12 protein-coding genes are annotated in these 13,612 nt (G+C 65.5%); 9 read left to right on the top strand and 3 right to left on the bottom strand.

What is annotated here, in order from left to right; all coding sequences use genetic code 11:
* The 5 genes from KF871_RS03035 to KF871_RS03015 are packed head-to-tail and all read left to right on the top strand — an operon-like array spanning position 1 to position 5,366.
* Positions 1 to 903, top strand: coding sequence for a sugar ABC transporter substrate-binding protein (locus tag KF871_RS03035; RefSeq protein ID WP_291138121.1), 903 nt, complete (start codon positions 1 to 3; stop codon positions 901 to 903).
* The gene (locus KF871_RS03030; RefSeq protein WP_291138118.1) at positions 900 to 1,877 is read left to right on the top strand and encodes a tripartite tricarboxylate transporter substrate binding protein; all 978 of its coding nucleotides are present in this window, start codon (positions 900 to 902) and stop codon (positions 1,875 to 1,877) included. Before KF871_RS03035 ends, KF871_RS03030 begins: the two co-directional genes overlap by 4 nt.
* A gap of 37 nt (positions 1,878 to 1,914) precedes the next feature.
* A complete protein-coding gene (locus KF871_RS03025) occupies positions 1,915 to 2,886 on the top strand; it encodes a tripartite tricarboxylate transporter substrate binding protein (protein ID WP_291138115.1) in 972 nt (323 codons plus the stop codon).
* 12 nt (positions 2,887 to 2,898) lie between these two features.
* Positions 2,899 to 4,362 carry an FAD-dependent oxidoreductase gene (locus tag KF871_RS03020; RefSeq protein WP_291138112.1) on the top strand — a complete coding sequence of 488 codons (1,464 nt, stop codon included), beginning with the start codon at positions 2,899 to 2,901 and terminating at the stop codon, positions 4,360 to 4,362.
* Positions 4,363 to 4,388: 26 nt separating this feature from the next.
* Positions 4,389 to 5,366 carry a tripartite tricarboxylate transporter substrate binding protein gene (locus KF871_RS03015; RefSeq protein ID WP_291138109.1) on the top strand — a complete coding sequence of 326 codons (978 nt, stop codon included), beginning with the start codon at positions 4,389 to 4,391 and terminating at the stop codon, positions 5,364 to 5,366.
* A gap of 119 nt (positions 5,367 to 5,485) precedes the next feature.
* On the opposite strand, the gene gyrB is transcribed toward KF871_RS03015, so the two are convergent.
* The 3 genes from gyrB to dnaA form a co-directional block, all read right to left on the bottom strand.
* On the bottom strand, positions 5,486 to 8,068 hold the full coding sequence (gene gyrB, locus KF871_RS03010; RefSeq protein WP_291138106.1) for a DNA topoisomerase (ATP-hydrolyzing) subunit B: 2,583 nt from the start codon (positions 8,066 to 8,068) through the stop codon (positions 5,486 to 5,488).
* Between the two features lie 76 nt (positions 8,069 to 8,144).
* Positions 8,145 to 9,251 (bottom strand): DNA polymerase III subunit beta, encoded by a 1,107-nt coding sequence (gene dnaN, locus KF871_RS03005; RefSeq protein ID WP_291138103.1) that lies wholly within the window; start codon positions 9,249 to 9,251, stop codon positions 8,145 to 8,147.
* A 109-nt stretch (positions 9,252 to 9,360) separates the two neighbouring features.
* A complete protein-coding gene (gene dnaA, locus KF871_RS03000) occupies positions 9,361 to 10,788 on the bottom strand; it encodes a chromosomal replication initiator protein DnaA (protein WP_291138100.1) in 1,428 nt (475 codons plus the stop codon).
* Positions 10,789 to 11,014: 226 nt separating this feature from the next.
* Between dnaA and rpmH the strand changes: the two genes are divergently transcribed.
* Genes rpmH through yidC form a run of 4 tightly spaced genes read left to right on the top strand, consistent with a single transcriptional unit; the run spans position 11,015 to position 13,557 of the window.
* Positions 11,015 to 11,149: a 50S ribosomal protein L34 gene (gene rpmH, locus KF871_RS02995; protein ID WP_006299042.1), complete on the top strand. Its 135-nt coding sequence runs from the start codon at positions 11,015 to 11,017 to the stop codon at positions 11,147 to 11,149.
* A gap of 26 nt (positions 11,150 to 11,175) precedes the next feature.
* Positions 11,176 to 11,583: a ribonuclease P protein component gene (locus KF871_RS02990; RefSeq protein WP_291138702.1), complete on the top strand. Its 408-nt coding sequence runs from the start codon at positions 11,176 to 11,178 to the stop codon at positions 11,581 to 11,583.
* Positions 11,573 to 11,863: a membrane protein insertion efficiency factor YidD gene (yidD, locus tag KF871_RS02985; RefSeq protein WP_291138097.1), complete on the top strand. Its 291-nt coding sequence runs from the start codon at positions 11,573 to 11,575 to the stop codon at positions 11,861 to 11,863. Before KF871_RS02990 ends, yidD begins: the two co-directional genes overlap by 11 nt.
* Positions 11,860 to 13,557 carry a membrane protein insertase YidC gene (gene yidC, locus KF871_RS02980; RefSeq protein WP_291138094.1) on the top strand — a complete coding sequence of 566 codons (1,698 nt, stop codon included), beginning with the start codon at positions 11,860 to 11,862 and terminating at the stop codon, positions 13,555 to 13,557. Before yidD ends, yidC begins: the two co-directional genes overlap by 4 nt.
* Positions 13,558 to 13,612 lie beyond the last annotated feature (55 nt).

Here is a 13,612-nt window from a genome sequence, read left to right as displayed (position 1 = left end):
ATGAGACTCGCTGTCTTCACCAAGAACCTCACCAACCCGGCCTACGGCGCGGCGCGCCTGGGCGCGGAGCGGGCGGCTGCGGCGCTGGGAGTTGCCGAGGTGCTGCACTTCGTGCCACAAACGCCAGACGACCCGGACCAGCAGATCGCACTGATCGATGAGGCGCTGGCCCTGAACCCGCGGCCCGATGTGTTCGTCCTGTCGCCGGTGCACGCGACCAAGGTGGACCCCGCGATCCGGCGCATCGCCGACGCGGGCATTCCGATGGTGGGCTTCGTCAACCCGATCGATGCTGCCCCCAGCGTGGGCTACGTCAGCTCGGACGACTTTGCGCTGGCCCGATCCATCGCCACGTACCTCTATGCGCATCACGGCGGGCACGCACGCGTGCTGGTGATCACCGGACCCGAGCAGTCCTACACCAGCCAGGAACGCCTGCGCGGCTTTCAAGCCGCCACGCAGGCCTGCCCCGGTATCGAATGGGTGGGCCAGCTGGCGGGCGACTACTCGCGCGATGTGGCGCGCGAGCGCACGGCGGCCTGGTTGAACACCCACGATGCACCCGACGCCTGCCTGGTCGCCAACGACATCATGGCCATCGGCGTGCTCGATGCACTCGAAGCGGCGGGCAAGATGGCCACGGTGGTGGGCGTCAACGCGATCCCGCAGGCGGTCGAAGCCATCGCGGCCGGCCGCATGTTGGCCACCGCCGACTTCAACGCCATGCAGATGGCCTACCTGGCGGCGGAGTGCGCAGTGCGCCACCTGCGTGGCGAAGCCATCCCTGCGTCCATCGAATTGCCGGTGCAGATCGTCGACCGCGGCAACTACGCGACCTGGAACCTGCCCTACGAGCAGCGCCCGGTCATCACCCTCGAAGAACTCCGGAGACACACGCCATGAACAAACGGAACCTGCTGCGCCACCTCGGCGCGGCCCTGATCGCGTCCCCATTGCTGGTCGGTGCTGCGTTCGCGCAGGACTACCCCAGCAAACCGATCCGCATCGTGGCGCCGTTCGCGCCGGGTGGCGCGGTCGACATCCTGGCGCGCATCGTGGCCGAACGCCTGCAACCGGCGTATGGCCAGACCGTGATCGTGGACAACAAGCCCGGCGCCAGTGGCCACGTGGGGGCGCAAATCGTGGCGCGTTCGCCCGGCGATGGCTACACGCTCATGGTGGGCACCATCGGCATCCATGCGGCCTATGCCAGCTATTCCAAGCTGACCTACGAACCCGCGAAGGAGTTGCAGCCCATCATGATCCTGGGCGAAGCACCCAACATCGTGCTGGTGCCCGAGAACTCGAAGTACAAGACCTTTGCCGATTTTCTGGCCGACGCCAAGGCCAACCCGGGCAAGATCAACTACGCGTCGGCTGGCCCGGGTTCGTCGGTGCACATGGTCACCGAGCTGTTCCAGCTCGCCATCGGGCAGCGCATGAATCACGTGCCCTACAAAGGCAGCGGCCCGGCACTGACTGATTTGATCGGGGGACAGGTGGATGTGATGTTCGACAACCTGTCCTCTGGCTCGCCGCATGTGCGCAGCGGCAAGCTGCGCGCGCTGGCGGTGACGGGCCCGCAGCGCGACCCCCGATTCCCCGATGTGCCCACCGTGGCGGAATCGGGCGTGCCGGGCTACAGCGGCACCTCGTGGTTCACCCTGGCCGCACCGGCCAGCATGCCCGCACCGTTGGTGGCCCGCCTCAACCGTGACGTCGAGAAGCTGCTCGCCTCGCCAGAGGTGGTGGAGCGTTTCAACACGCTGGGGATGGGCCACAAACCCAACACGCCGGCCGAGGCCAACGCCTTCTTCAAGAGCGAAACCGAAAAGTGGACGCGCGTGATCCAGGCAGCCAACCTCAAGCTCGACTGACCCCGCGCAACGCACACAGAACAACCGGAGACAAACCATGATCAAGACCTTCATCCGCTTGCTGGCTGGTGTCGCCGTGCTCGGCGCATCGCTGGCCACCCTCGCGCAGGACGCATTCCCCAGCAAGCCGATCCGGCTGGTGGTGCCGTACTCGGCCGGCGGTCCGGCCGACCTGCTGGCCCGTGGCGTGGCCGAGAAGCTCACCACGCGCCTGGGCCAGTCGGTGGTGGTGGAGAACAAGCCCGGCGCGGGTGGCCATACCGGGGCCGAGCAGGTGGCGCGCGCGCCCGCGGACGGTTACACGCTGGTGCTGGCGACCATTGCGCACAACGGCGCCGCCAAGCTTTACACCAACCTGCGTTATGACCCCGTCAACGAGCTACAGCCAGTGATCCTGGTGGCCGAAAGCCCCAGTGTTCTGTTGGTTCGCTCGGACCTTGCGGCCCAGTCGGTGAGCGAACTGCTGGCGCTCATGAAGAGCCAGCCTGGCAAGCTGAGCTATGGCTCGGCCGGCAACGGTTCGGCCATGCACATGGCGGCCGAGCTGTTCCGATACATGACCAAGACCGACTTCGTGCACGTGCCCTACCGGGGCGGCGCACCGGCCATGACGGACCTGCTCGGTGGGCGCATCGATTTCCTCTTCGACAGCCTGGGCACGGCCCACCAGCACCTGCCTGGCGGCAAGGTGCGCGCGCTGGGCGTGACCAGCACTGCGCGCAACCCCAGCCTGCCCAATGTGCCGACGGTGGCGGAGGCCGGTGTCGCCGGCTATTCGTCGGTGCCCTGGTACACCATCTCCGCGCCCAGGGGATTGCCGCCGGCCGTGATGAGCAAGCTCAACACCGAAATCAACGCGGTGCTGAAGGACGCCGAGCTGGTGAAACGCTGGGACAGCCTGGGCGTGGTGGTGCTGGGTGGTTCGCCCGCCGACGCGGCCAAGCGCAACCAGGTGGAGACCGCCAAGTGGAGCGCGGTGATCGAGGCGGCCAACCTCAAGATCGAATGAAGACCGTGTTCCATGCATGACGTGATCGTGGTGGGAGGGGGTGGCGCGGCCCTGGCCGCTGCCATCGAAGCGCGCGAGCGCGGAGCCCGCGTGCTGCTGCTGGAGAAAAACGATCGCCTGGGCGGATCGACCGCCTGGTCGATTGGTTCGGTCACGTCCACCGGCACGCCGCACCAGCGACGTCGCGGCATTGCCGACAACACCACCGATCACTGGGTCGACATGCCTGGCTTTGCGGGTGATCTGGACGCGCGCGACAACGCCGGTCTGCGCCGGGTCTTGTGCGACCACATCCCCGACACCTTCCAGTGGTTGCTGGATTCGGGCGTGCGCTTCATGGGCCCGATGCCCGAGCCACCGCACCGCCAGCCGCGCATGCACAACGTGCTGCCCAACTCGCGTTCGTTCATCTACCACCTGGAGCGCCGCGCACGCCGCGCCGGGGTCGACATCCGCACCGGCGCGTGCGTCACATCGCTGTGGCGGGACGGAGAGCGCGTGGCGGGGGTGGAGGCGCAGGTGAATGGCGCGTCGGTCCGTTTTCAGGCCCGGGGCGGTGTGGTGCTGGCCGCGGGTGACTTCACCAACAGCCCCGAACTCAAGCGCCGTTTCATGGGTGAGCAGGAGTCCAAGGTGGAAGGGGTGAACCCCACCGCCACAGGCGACGGCCAGCGCATGGCCGAGGCCCTGGGTGCGCGCATCGTCAATGGCGATCTGGCGCTGGGGCCCGAGGTCCGTTTCATCGCACCAGCCACCGAAAACATCGTGCGCCGGCTGCCGCCCTGGCGCTGGTTGGCCATGTTGATGCAATGGTCCATGGACCACGTGCCGGGCTGGTTGCTGCGCCCGGTGATGATGAAGTTCCTCACCACCGCGCTGGCGCCGTCGCCCGCTCTTTTTGAAGCCGGCGCCGCCTTGGTCAATCGCCGCGGTGAGCGCTTCGGTGACGAGTGCGACCGGCCTGCGTGGCGTCTGCCGGACCAACCCGACAAGGTAGGCTACATCCTGCTCGACCGCGCGCTTGCGCAACGCTTTTCCGCCTGGCCGAACTTCATCTCGACGGCACCCGGCATTGCCTACGCCTACGTGGACGACTACCGCCGCAACCGTCGCGATGTCTGCACCCAGGCGCCCACGCTGGACACCTTGGCCGCATCGCTTGGCATGGACCCATCGGCCCTGCGCGCATCCGCTCAGGCGCGTGGACTGGGCGCGGGCCCCTACCTCGCACTCGGACCCGTGCGCTCGGTGTTCGTGCACAGCGAAGGTGGGCTACTGGTGGATGCCCACCACCGCGTGATCGGTGACGGCGAGGCGCCGATCCCTGGGCTCTATGCCGCCGGCTCGACCGGGCAGGGCGGCCTGCTGCTCAAGGGCCATGGCCACCACCTGGCCTGGGCCTTCGTCTCCGGGCGGCGCGCCGGTGCCGAGGCCGCCGCGGCCGCTGATGCAGCTGCCTCCGCGATCAGCCATTGAACGACTTTTCAACCACTGGGTATCCCATGTCATTCCTCAACCGCAGAACCACCGTTCTCCTGGCCGCAGCCGCCTGTCTCGGGGTCCCCCTGGCCGCTCAGGCCCAGGCCTTTCCCGCCAAACCCATCACGGTCGTGGTGCCGTATGCGCCGGGCGGTGGTGTCGACATCGTCACGCGCATCCTCACCAAGGAACTCGCCCCCGGCCTGGGTCAGTCCTTCGTGGTGGACAACAAGCCTGGCGCGTCCACCAACATCGGCATGGGCGCGGTGGCCAAGGCCGCGGCGGATGGCTATACGCTGCTGACGGCCTCACCGTCGCTGACCAGCAATGGCGCGCTGTTCCGCAGCCTGCCCTTCAACCCCGCCACCGACTTCACCGCCATCGGCAAGATCGGCTACGCGCCGCTGGTGGTCGTCGTGCCGACAGCCTCGCCGTTCAAGACGCTCAAGGAATTGATCGAGCATGGCAAGAGCAACCCCACCGCGTTGACCTATGGCTCCGCGGGCAACGGCAGCTCGGGGCACCTGGCCAGCGAGCTGTTGTTGCAGCAGACCGGCATGAAGGCGGTTCACGTGCCTTACAAGGGTGGCAGCCCCGCGATCACGGATCTGCTGGGTGAGCGCATCTCCTTCATGTCCATCAATCCGCTGGAGGTGCTGGCGCACATTCAGGCCGGCAAGTTGCGGGCGCTGGCCACCTATGGCACCAAGCCGGTGGCCAGCCTGCCGGACCTGCCCACCACGGCCTCGCTGGGCTGGCCCAACCTTGATGCAACCGTTTGGTGGGGCTTTGTCGGCCCCAAGGGCATGCCGGCGGAGGTCGTCGAGCGACTCAACGCCGAGTTGCAAAAGACCTTGGCGCGCAAGGAGGTGCAGGATCAACTGGCGGCCCGCGGTGCCATCGTCGATGCCGGCACGGCGACACAGTTTGAAGCCTTCACCCGCGCCGAGACCGCGAAGTGGGCCAAGGTGATCAAGGATGCCGGCATCCAGGCAGATTGACGGGGCTCAAGCCCTGTCGGCCCAGGAACCGCCACTGCGGCTTCGCTTCCACAACCGCATGGCCACTGTGGTGGCGCTTTCTGCCTGGGGCTTGGCGCATGGCGCGACGCCCCGGGGCATCAAACGTCGATATTCCCCGCCCTGAGCGCGTTCGTCTCGATGAAGTCCCGGCGCGGCTCCACCTCGTCGCCCATCAGCATGGTGAATACGCGGTCGGCTTCGATGGCGTCGTCGATCTGGACCTTGAGCAGGCGGCGCACGTTCGGGTCCATGGTGGTTTCCCAGAGCTGCTCGGGGTTCATCTCGCCCAGGCCTTTGTAGCGCTGGCGCGCGGTGGTGCGCTCGGCTTCGTGGATCAGCCACTGCATGGCCTGGCGGAAGTCGCTCACGCGCTCTTCCTTTTGCTTGTCGCCTTCGCCGCGCTGCACCTTGGCGCCGTCGCCCAGCAGGCCGCGGAAGGTGTTGGCGGCTTCGGCCAGGGCGGCGTAGTCGGCGCCGTGCACGAAGTCCTGCGTGATGATGCTGCTCTTGATGTTGCCGTGGTGGCGGCGGCTGATGCGCAGCACCGGCTTGTCGGTGCGGGCGTCGAACTCGGCCGTGACGGTGGCGGGCACGCCGGTGGTGGTGAGTTCACGCAGCTTGGCCTGCAGGGCCTCGCCGCTCACCGCGGCGGTGTCCATGTCGTCGAGGTTGAGTGCCACGCCGTCGGCGATGGCGCGCAGGGCTTCGGCGTCCATGAAGGCGGACAGGCGTGCGATGACCTGCTCGGCCACCTGGTGCTTGCGCGCCAGCTCCTCGAGCGTGGTGCCTTCGATGGTGGTGTTGGTGCTGCCACCGGTAAGCACCTTGGCGTCCTTGAGCGCGATGCGCAGCAGGAAGCCGTCCAGCGCAGCGGCGTCCTTGAGGTAGAGCTCTTCCTTGCCGCTCTTGACCTTGTAGAGCGGCGGCTGGGCGATGTAGATGTGCCCGCGCTCGACCAGCTCGGGCATCTGGCGGTAGAAGAAGGTCAGCAGCAGCGTGCGGATGTGGGCGCCGTCGACGTCGGCGTCGGTCATGATGATGATGCGGTGGTAGCGCAGCTTGGCAGCGTCGAAGTCGTCCTTGCCTTCGCCGCCACCACCGCCACCGGCCTTGCCGATGCCCGTACCCAGCGCGGTGATGAGCGTGAGGATCTCGTTGGAGGTGAGCAGCTTCTCGTAGCGCGCCTTCTCGACGTTGAGGATCTTGCCGCGCAGCGGCAGGATCGCCTGGAACTTGCGATCGCGGCCCTGCTTGGCGGAGCCACCGGCAGAGTCGCCCTCCACGATGTAGATCTCGCACAGCGCCGGGTCTTTCTCCTGGCAATCGGCCAGCTTGCCGGGCAGGCCCATGCCGTCGAGCACGCCCTTGCGGCGTGTCATCTCGCGCGCCTTGCGGGCGGCTTCGCGCGCTTTCGCGGCCTCGACGATCTTGCCGCAGATGATCTTGGCGTCGTTGGGGCGCTCCTGCAGGTAGTCGGTGAGCAGGCGCGCCACCACGTCTTCCACCGGGCCACGCACTTCACTGGAGACCAGCTTGTCCTTGGTCTGGCTGGAGAACTTGGGCTCGGGCACCTTGACGCTGAGCACGCAGCACAGGCCTTCGCGCATGTCGTCACCGGTGACCTCGACCTTGGCCTTCTTGGCCAGCTCGTTCTCTTCGATGTACTTGTTGATCACCCGCGTCATCGCCGCTCGCAGGCCGGTGAGGTGGGTGCCGCCGTCGCGCTGCGGAATGTTGTTGGTGAAGCAGAGCACTTGCTCGTTGTAGCCGCTGTTCCACTGCATCGCGACTTCGACACCGATGTTGGTGCCCTGGTCGCTCACGCGGTCGCCGAGCGCGTGGAAGATGTTCGGGTGCAGGACGCTCTTGCCCTTGTTGATGAACTCGACGAAGCCCTTGACGCCGCCGGCACCGGAGAAGTCGTCTTCCTTGCCGCTGCGCTCGTCGACCAGGCGGATGCGCACACCGTTGTTTAGGAAGCTGAGCTCGCGCAGGCGCTTGCTCAGGATCTCGTAGTGGAAGTCGTTGTTCTCTTTGAAGATCTCGGTGTCGGGCAGGAAGTGCACCTCGGTGCCGCGCTTCTCGGTGGCCCCGGTCACCTTCATGGGCGAGATCTCGACACCAGCCTGGTCTTCCAGGATGCGGTTCTGCACGAAGCCGCGCGCGAATTCCAGCTGGTGCACCTTGCCTTCGCGGCGCACTGTCAGGCGCAGCCACTTGCTGAGCGCGTTCACGCAGCTCACGCCCACGCCGTGCAGGCCGCCCGAGACCTTGTAGCTGTTCTGGTTGAACTTGCCGCCGGCGTGCAGCTCGGTCAGCGCGATCTCGGCCGCACTGCGCTTGGGCTCGTGCTTGTCGTCGAGCTTGATGCCGGTGGGAATGCCGCGGCCGTTGTCCACCACGCTGATGGAGTTGTCGGTGTGGATGGTGACGACGATGTCGTCGCAGTGGCCGGCCAGCGCCTCGTCAATGGAGTTGTCGACCACCTCGAACACCAGGTGGTGCAGGCCGGTGCCGTCGGACGTGTCGCCGATGTACATGCCCGGGCGCTTGCGAACGGCCTCCAGGCCTTCGAGGATCTGGATCGAACCCTCGCCGTAGCCCTCGCTGGCGCCCGCCTGGTTGGGGTCGATCTTGGGCTGGAAATTGGAGCTTTCGGGGCTCGGTGCGGCGTCGGACATAAAGGCTTTCTCTATCGCAAAAAACGCCAAACCCGCTGGGGAGCGGGTCGGGCCTGGGCAAGCTGGGGTGCGGCGCTCAGATGCGCATCGGCATCACGACGTACTTGAAGGCGTTGTCGTCGGGGTTGGTGACCAGCGCCGAGCTGTTGCCATCAGCCAGCTCCACACGCACCATGTCCTGCCCCATGTTCTGCAGCGCGTCGATGAGGTAGGTGACGTTGAAGCCGATCTCGATCGCGTCGCCGCCGTAGTCGATGTCGAGTTCGTCGACGGCTTCTTCCTGTTCGGCGTTGCTCGAGGCCACGCGCAGGGTGCCGGGCTCGACGTTCAGGCGCACGCCTTTGAACTTCTCGCTCGTCATGATGGCGGTGCGCTGCAGGCACGACAGCAGCGGCGCACGGCCCAGCGTGACGATGTTCTTGTGGTTCTTGGGGATGACGCGGTTGTAGTCGGGAAACTTGCCCTCGACCAGCTTGGTGACGAACTCCATGCCGTCAAAGCTGAACTTGGCCTGGTTGGCCGCGAACTGCATCTCGATCGCGCCTTCCTTGTCGGAGAGCAGGCGCTGCATCTCGAGCACGGTCTTGCGCGGCAGGATGACCTCCTGCTTGGGCACCTCGACGTCGAGTTCGGCGCTGGCAAACGCCAGGCGGTGGCCGTCGGTGGCCACCAGGCTCAGCTTCTTGCCCTCGGCCACGAACAGGATGCCGTTGAGGTAGTAACGGATGTCGTGCACCGCCATGGCAAACGACACCTGGCCGAGCAGGCTCTTGAGCGTCTTTTGCGGCACGCTGAAGGCCGGGCCGAAGCTGGCGGCCTCCTGCACCAGCGGAAAGTCCTCGGCCGGCAGGCTCTGCAGCGTGAAGCGGCTCTTGCCGCCCTTGAGCACCAGTTTGCCGCTGGTGTGCTCCAGGCTCACGGTCTGGTCGCCCGGCATGGTGCGCAGGATGTCGATGAGCTTTCGCGCGCCCAGCGTGGTGGCAAAGCTGCCGCTGTCGCCACCCAGGTCGGCGGTGGTGCGGATCTGGATCTCCAGGTCGCTGGTCGTCAGTTGCAGTTGCGAGCCCGTCTTTCGGATCAACACATTGGCCAGGATGGGCAGCGTGTGGCGCCGCTCGACGATGCCGGAGACCGCTTGCAGCGCGGCCAACACCTTGTCCTGGGGAGATTTGAAAACGATCATCGGCGGCTCTTTCGTTGTGAAGGTGCCTGGCGCACCCTGGACGGCTAAACCGCCGTATTTTCACCTTTTTGAACAGTGTTTTCCGCTGGTTTCTGCAGATTGCCGGGGCTCAGCCCTTGAGGGTCTGCTCCAGCACGTGCAACTGCTGGTTCAGCTCGGTGTTTTGCTGCCGTTCGCCGGAGATCTTGCGCACGGCGTGCAGCACGGTGGTGTGGTCGCGTCCGCCGAACAGCTCGCCGATCTCGGGCAGGCTCTTCTGGGTGAGCTCCTTGGCCAGGAACATGGCAATCTGACGCGGCCGCGCGATGCTGGCAGGGCGCTTCTTCGAATACATGTCGGCGACCTTGATCTTGTAGAAATCGGCCACCGTCTTCTGGATGTTCTCGACGCTGATCTGGCGGTTCTGGATCGACAGCAGGTCCTTCAGGGCCTCGCGTGCCAGCTGAATGGAAATGTCCTTCTGGTTGAAGCGGCTGTACGCCAGGATCTTGCGCAGCGCGCCTTCGAGCTCGCGCACGTTGGAGCGCACGTTCTTGGCCACGAAGAACGCCACCTCTTCGGGCATCACTGCGCCTTCCACCGCCGCCTTGTTGATCAGGATGGCCACGCGCATTTCGAGCTCGGGCGGCTCGATCGCCACGGTCAGGCCCGAATCGAAGCGCGAAATCAGGCGCTCGGTGATGTCGGTCAGGCCCTTGGGGTAGGTGTCGCTGGTGAGCACGATGTGGCTCTTGCGGGCCAGCAGCGCTTCGAAGGCGTTGAAGAACTCCTCCTGGGTGCGGTCCTTGTTGGCAAAGAACTGCACGTCGTCGATCAACAGCAGATCCAGCGAGTGGTATCGCGCCTTGAACTCATCGAAAGTCTTGCGTTGATAGGACTTGACCACATCCGAGACGAACTGCTCGGCATGGATGTAGAGAACTTTGGCCGACGGGCGCTCGGCGAGCAGGTGATTGCCGATGGCGTGGACCAGGTGAGTCTTGCCCAGGCCGACGCCGCCGTAGATGAACAGCGGGTTGTACAACTGGCCCAGGCTGCCCGCCACGTGCATGGCGGCCGCGCGCGCCATGCGGTTGGCTGAGCCTTCGACCAGCGTCCCGAAGGTCAGCGCCGGGTTCAGGCGCGACTTCGGGGCGCCGGCGTTGGTGGGCGTATCAATGCTGGACAGCGCAGGTGCGGCTGGCAGTTCCTCGCTATCAAGGTCAACAACAGGCCTGGAAATAACCGCAGTACGCGCGGGAACTTCACGGGGAGCAAGTGCTAACTCCAGGGTGACAGGGTGGCCTTGTTCGGCCTCCAGCAAGGCGCTGATCCGCGGCGCATATTGAGCGCGGATCCAGTCCAGCTTGAAGCGATTGCCCACCGACAGCACGACCTTGGAGCCATCGGTGGCTTCCGTCGCACCCAGCGGACGAATCCAGGTGTTGAACTGCTGTTCGGGAATTTCCTGGGCCAATCGCTCGATGCAAACGGACCAGAGTGAGCGCTGACTTTTGGCGTCATTGCCAGCGACGGACGGTGAGGTGCCCTCGGACATCGGAAATGGGGAAAGCGATTTATCGTTGTGGACAAGGGGTGGCACCCCGGGCGCGCATTGTAGGCACGCAGCCCAGTTATCCACAAGCTGACCGGGCACCGTTCATCACATCACAATGGCGGGGGGCATTTCCCAGTGCCGCCACCCCTGTCACTCTTCAGCGCTTGCCCACACCGGACGTTTCTGGCGATAATTGCGGGTTTCCCCGATTTCGGACTGGTCCAACATGAAACGCACTTATCAACCCTCCAAGATCCGCCGCGCCCGCACCCATGGTTTCCTGGTGCGCATGAAGACGCGCGGTGGCCGCGCGGTGATCAACGCCCGCCGCGCCAAAGGCCGCAAGCGCCTGGCTGTCTGATCCCGCAAGCGCTTCGTGCGCCGGTGATCCAACGTCTGCGATCCCGGCAGCAGTTCCAGGCCGTATTGGCCAGCGCTCCCGTGGCCAAGACGCCCCACTTCGCCCTGCACCGCCTGTCCCTCGATGCCGTCGAGGGCGAGAGCACCTTGTTTGCCCAGCCAGGTCCCTGGCTGGGTGTGCTTGTGCCCAAGCGTTGGGCGCGTCGTGCCGTCACGCGCAATGCCATCCGTCGCCAGATCTACGCCTGCGCGCCAGACGCGTCGGTGTTGCCGCGGGCCGCGCATGTGGTGCGCTTGCGCAGCGGTTTCGACAAGGCCCGTTTTGTGAGCGCTTCATCGGAGGCGCTCAAGCACGCTGTGCGCGCCGAGTTGCTGCAACTCTGGCTGGGTGCCGAATCGCGTGGGCCGCTGGGCGGCACGTCCCATGTGGCGTGAACTGCCACAACAAACCCTGATCGCCCTGGTGAAGGGCTACCGCTTGCTGCTCAGCCCCTGGTTGGGCAACGGTTGCCGCTTCGAACCCACCTGCTCTGTCTATGCGCTGCAAGCCCTGCAACGCCACGGTGCCCTCGCGGGCAGCCGTCTGGCGGCAGGGCGCCTGCTGCGTTGCCACCCCTGGTGCGAAGGCGGATGCGATCCGGTGCCCGAACAACGCCCGCCGGCCTTGTTCACTCGCCTCATTCCCCGTCACCCCGACAAGAAGAACGCCTCATGAATGACATCCGTCGCTCCATCCTTTGGGTGGTGTTTGGCTTTGCCATGGTCCTGATCTGGGACAAATGGCAGGTCCACAACGGCAAACCGGCCACCTTCTTTCCCAGCGCCAAGCCCGCCGTGACCGCTCAGGCACCAGCTACGGCAGCGCCTGCGGCGTTGCCCCAGGCCGGCACCGCGGCTTCCTCCAGTGCCGTGCCGGGCGCCGATGCGACGGCAGCACCTGCCGCGCCCGCCAACACCCGGCTGACGCTGCGCACCGACGTGCTGGCCCTGACCTTCCAGTCGGAAGGCGGTGCCCTGGTGGGGGCGGAGCTGCTCAAGCATTCACAGGCCTCCGGCGGGACGGACCGTGCGGTGCAAACGCCCTATCACCTGCTGACCACCGACAACGGCCGCACGTATGTGGCGCAAACCGGTCTCATTGGTGGCGCCTTCCCCAACCACAAGACGGCCATGCAGTTGATCGGCACGCCGACGTCGCTGGCCGATGGTCAGGACAGCGTGCAGGTGCGCTACGAGTCTGCCGAGGTGGGCGGCGTGAAGCTGGCGACGACCTACACCATCAAACGGGGCGCCTACGACATTCAGGTCGACCAGGAGGTGCTCAACGCCAGCGGCGCTCCAGTCAAAGCGCAGCTATACCGTCAGCTGGTGCGCGATGGCAGCACCGTTGAGAGCCAGACCCCGTTCTACTCGACGTTCACCGGACCCGCGGTGTACACGACCGAGCACAAGTACCAGAAGGTGCAGTTCAAGGACATCGATGGCGACAAGGCCAACTATGTCCGCAGCACCAGCGATGGCTACGTGGCCATGGTTCAGCACTATTTCGCCACGGCCTGGCTGGGTGCCGAAGGCGAGGCGCGCGAGAACTTCGTGCGCAAGCTGGCCGACAACCTGTACGCAGTGGGCGCCATCAGTGCCTTGCCCGAGATCGCGCCAGGCCAAACGGTCAAAACCTCGGCGCGCTTGTTCGTCGGGCCGCAGGACGAAAAACTGCTGGAGCGCCTGGCGCCCGGCCTTGAACTCGTCAAGGACTATGGCTGGCTGACCATCCTGGCCAAGCCGCTCTACTGGTTGCTCGAGAAGATTCACGGCTTCGTCGGCAACTGGGGCTGGGCCATCGTGCTGCTTGTGGTCCTCATCAAGGCCGCCTTCTATTGGCTCAACGCCAGCGCCTATCGCAGCATGGCCAAGATGAAAGCGATCAATCCGCGCATCATGGAAATGCGCGAACGCCTCAAGGACAACCCGCAGCAGATGCAGCAGGAGATGATGAAGATCTACCGGGAAGAGAAGGTCAACCCGCTCGGTGGCTGCTTCCCGATCCTGATCCAGATACCGGTGTTCATCGCCCTGTACTGGGTGCTGCTGTCCAGCGTCGAGATGCGCAACGCGCCCTGGATGGCCTGGATCCACGATCTGTCCTCGCCCGATCCGTTCTACATCCTGCCCCTGGTGATGGCCATCACGACCATGATCCAGACGGCGTTGAATCCGCTGCCACCGGACCCCATGCAGGCCAAGCTGATGTGGATGATGCCGCTGGTGTTCTCGGTCATGTTCTTCTTCTTCCCGTCGGGCCTGGTGCTCTACTGGATCACGAACAACACGCTCACCATCCTGCAGCAGGCACACATCAACCACCGCATGGGCGTGCCCATCAAGTTCAACCTGCCGAAATTCAAGTGACCCCCCTGCGCCGCTGACACGGCGTCCCCCCTGCGGCAGGAGGGACGGCGACCGA

Origin of the sequence: Hydrogenophaga sp. (assembly GCF_019635465.1) — a bacterium.
Taxonomy (GTDB): Bacteria; Pseudomonadota; Gammaproteobacteria; order Burkholderiales; family Burkholderiaceae_C; genus Hydrogenophaga.
Note: the sequence above shows the minus strand (reverse complement) of the source record. Positions and strands in the feature narration are given on the sequence as shown.

Bases quoted from the DNA above. Each gene is read 5' to 3' on its own strand.
- KF871_RS03035 (WP_291138121.1), top strand. From the start codon at position 1: ATGAGACTCGCTGTCTTCACCAAGAACCTCACCAACCCGGCCTACGGC.
- KF871_RS03030 (WP_291138118.1), top strand. From the start codon at position 900: ATGAACAAACGGAACCTGCTGCGCCACCTCGGCGCGGCCCTGATCGCG.
- KF871_RS03025 (WP_291138115.1), top strand. From the start codon at position 1,915: ATGATCAAGACCTTCATCCGCTTGCTGGCTGGTGTCGCCGTGCTCGGC.
- KF871_RS03020 (WP_291138112.1), top strand. From the start codon at position 2,899: ATGCATGACGTGATCGTGGTGGGAGGGGGTGGCGCGGCCCTGGCCGCT.
- KF871_RS03015 (WP_291138109.1), top strand. From the start codon at position 4,389: ATGTCATTCCTCAACCGCAGAACCACCGTTCTCCTGGCCGCAGCCGCC.
- gyrB (WP_291138106.1), bottom strand. From the start codon at position 8,068: ATGTCCGACGCCGCACCGAGCCCCGAAAGCTCCAATTTCCAGCCCAAG.
- dnaN (WP_291138103.1), bottom strand. From the start codon at position 9,251: ATGATCGTTTTCAAATCTCCCCAGGACAAGGTGTTGGCCGCGCTGCAA.
- dnaA (WP_291138100.1), bottom strand. From the start codon at position 10,788: ATGTCCGAGGGCACCTCACCGTCCGTCGCTGGCAATGACGCCAAAAGT.
- rpmH (WP_006299042.1), top strand. From the start codon at position 11,015: ATGAAACGCACTTATCAACCCTCCAAGATCCGCCGCGCCCGCACCCAT.
- yidD (WP_291138097.1), top strand. From the start codon at position 11,573: ATGTGGCGTGAACTGCCACAACAAACCCTGATCGCCCTGGTGAAGGGC.
- yidC (WP_291138094.1), top strand. From the start codon at position 11,860: ATGAATGACATCCGTCGCTCCATCCTTTGGGTGGTGTTTGGCTTTGCC.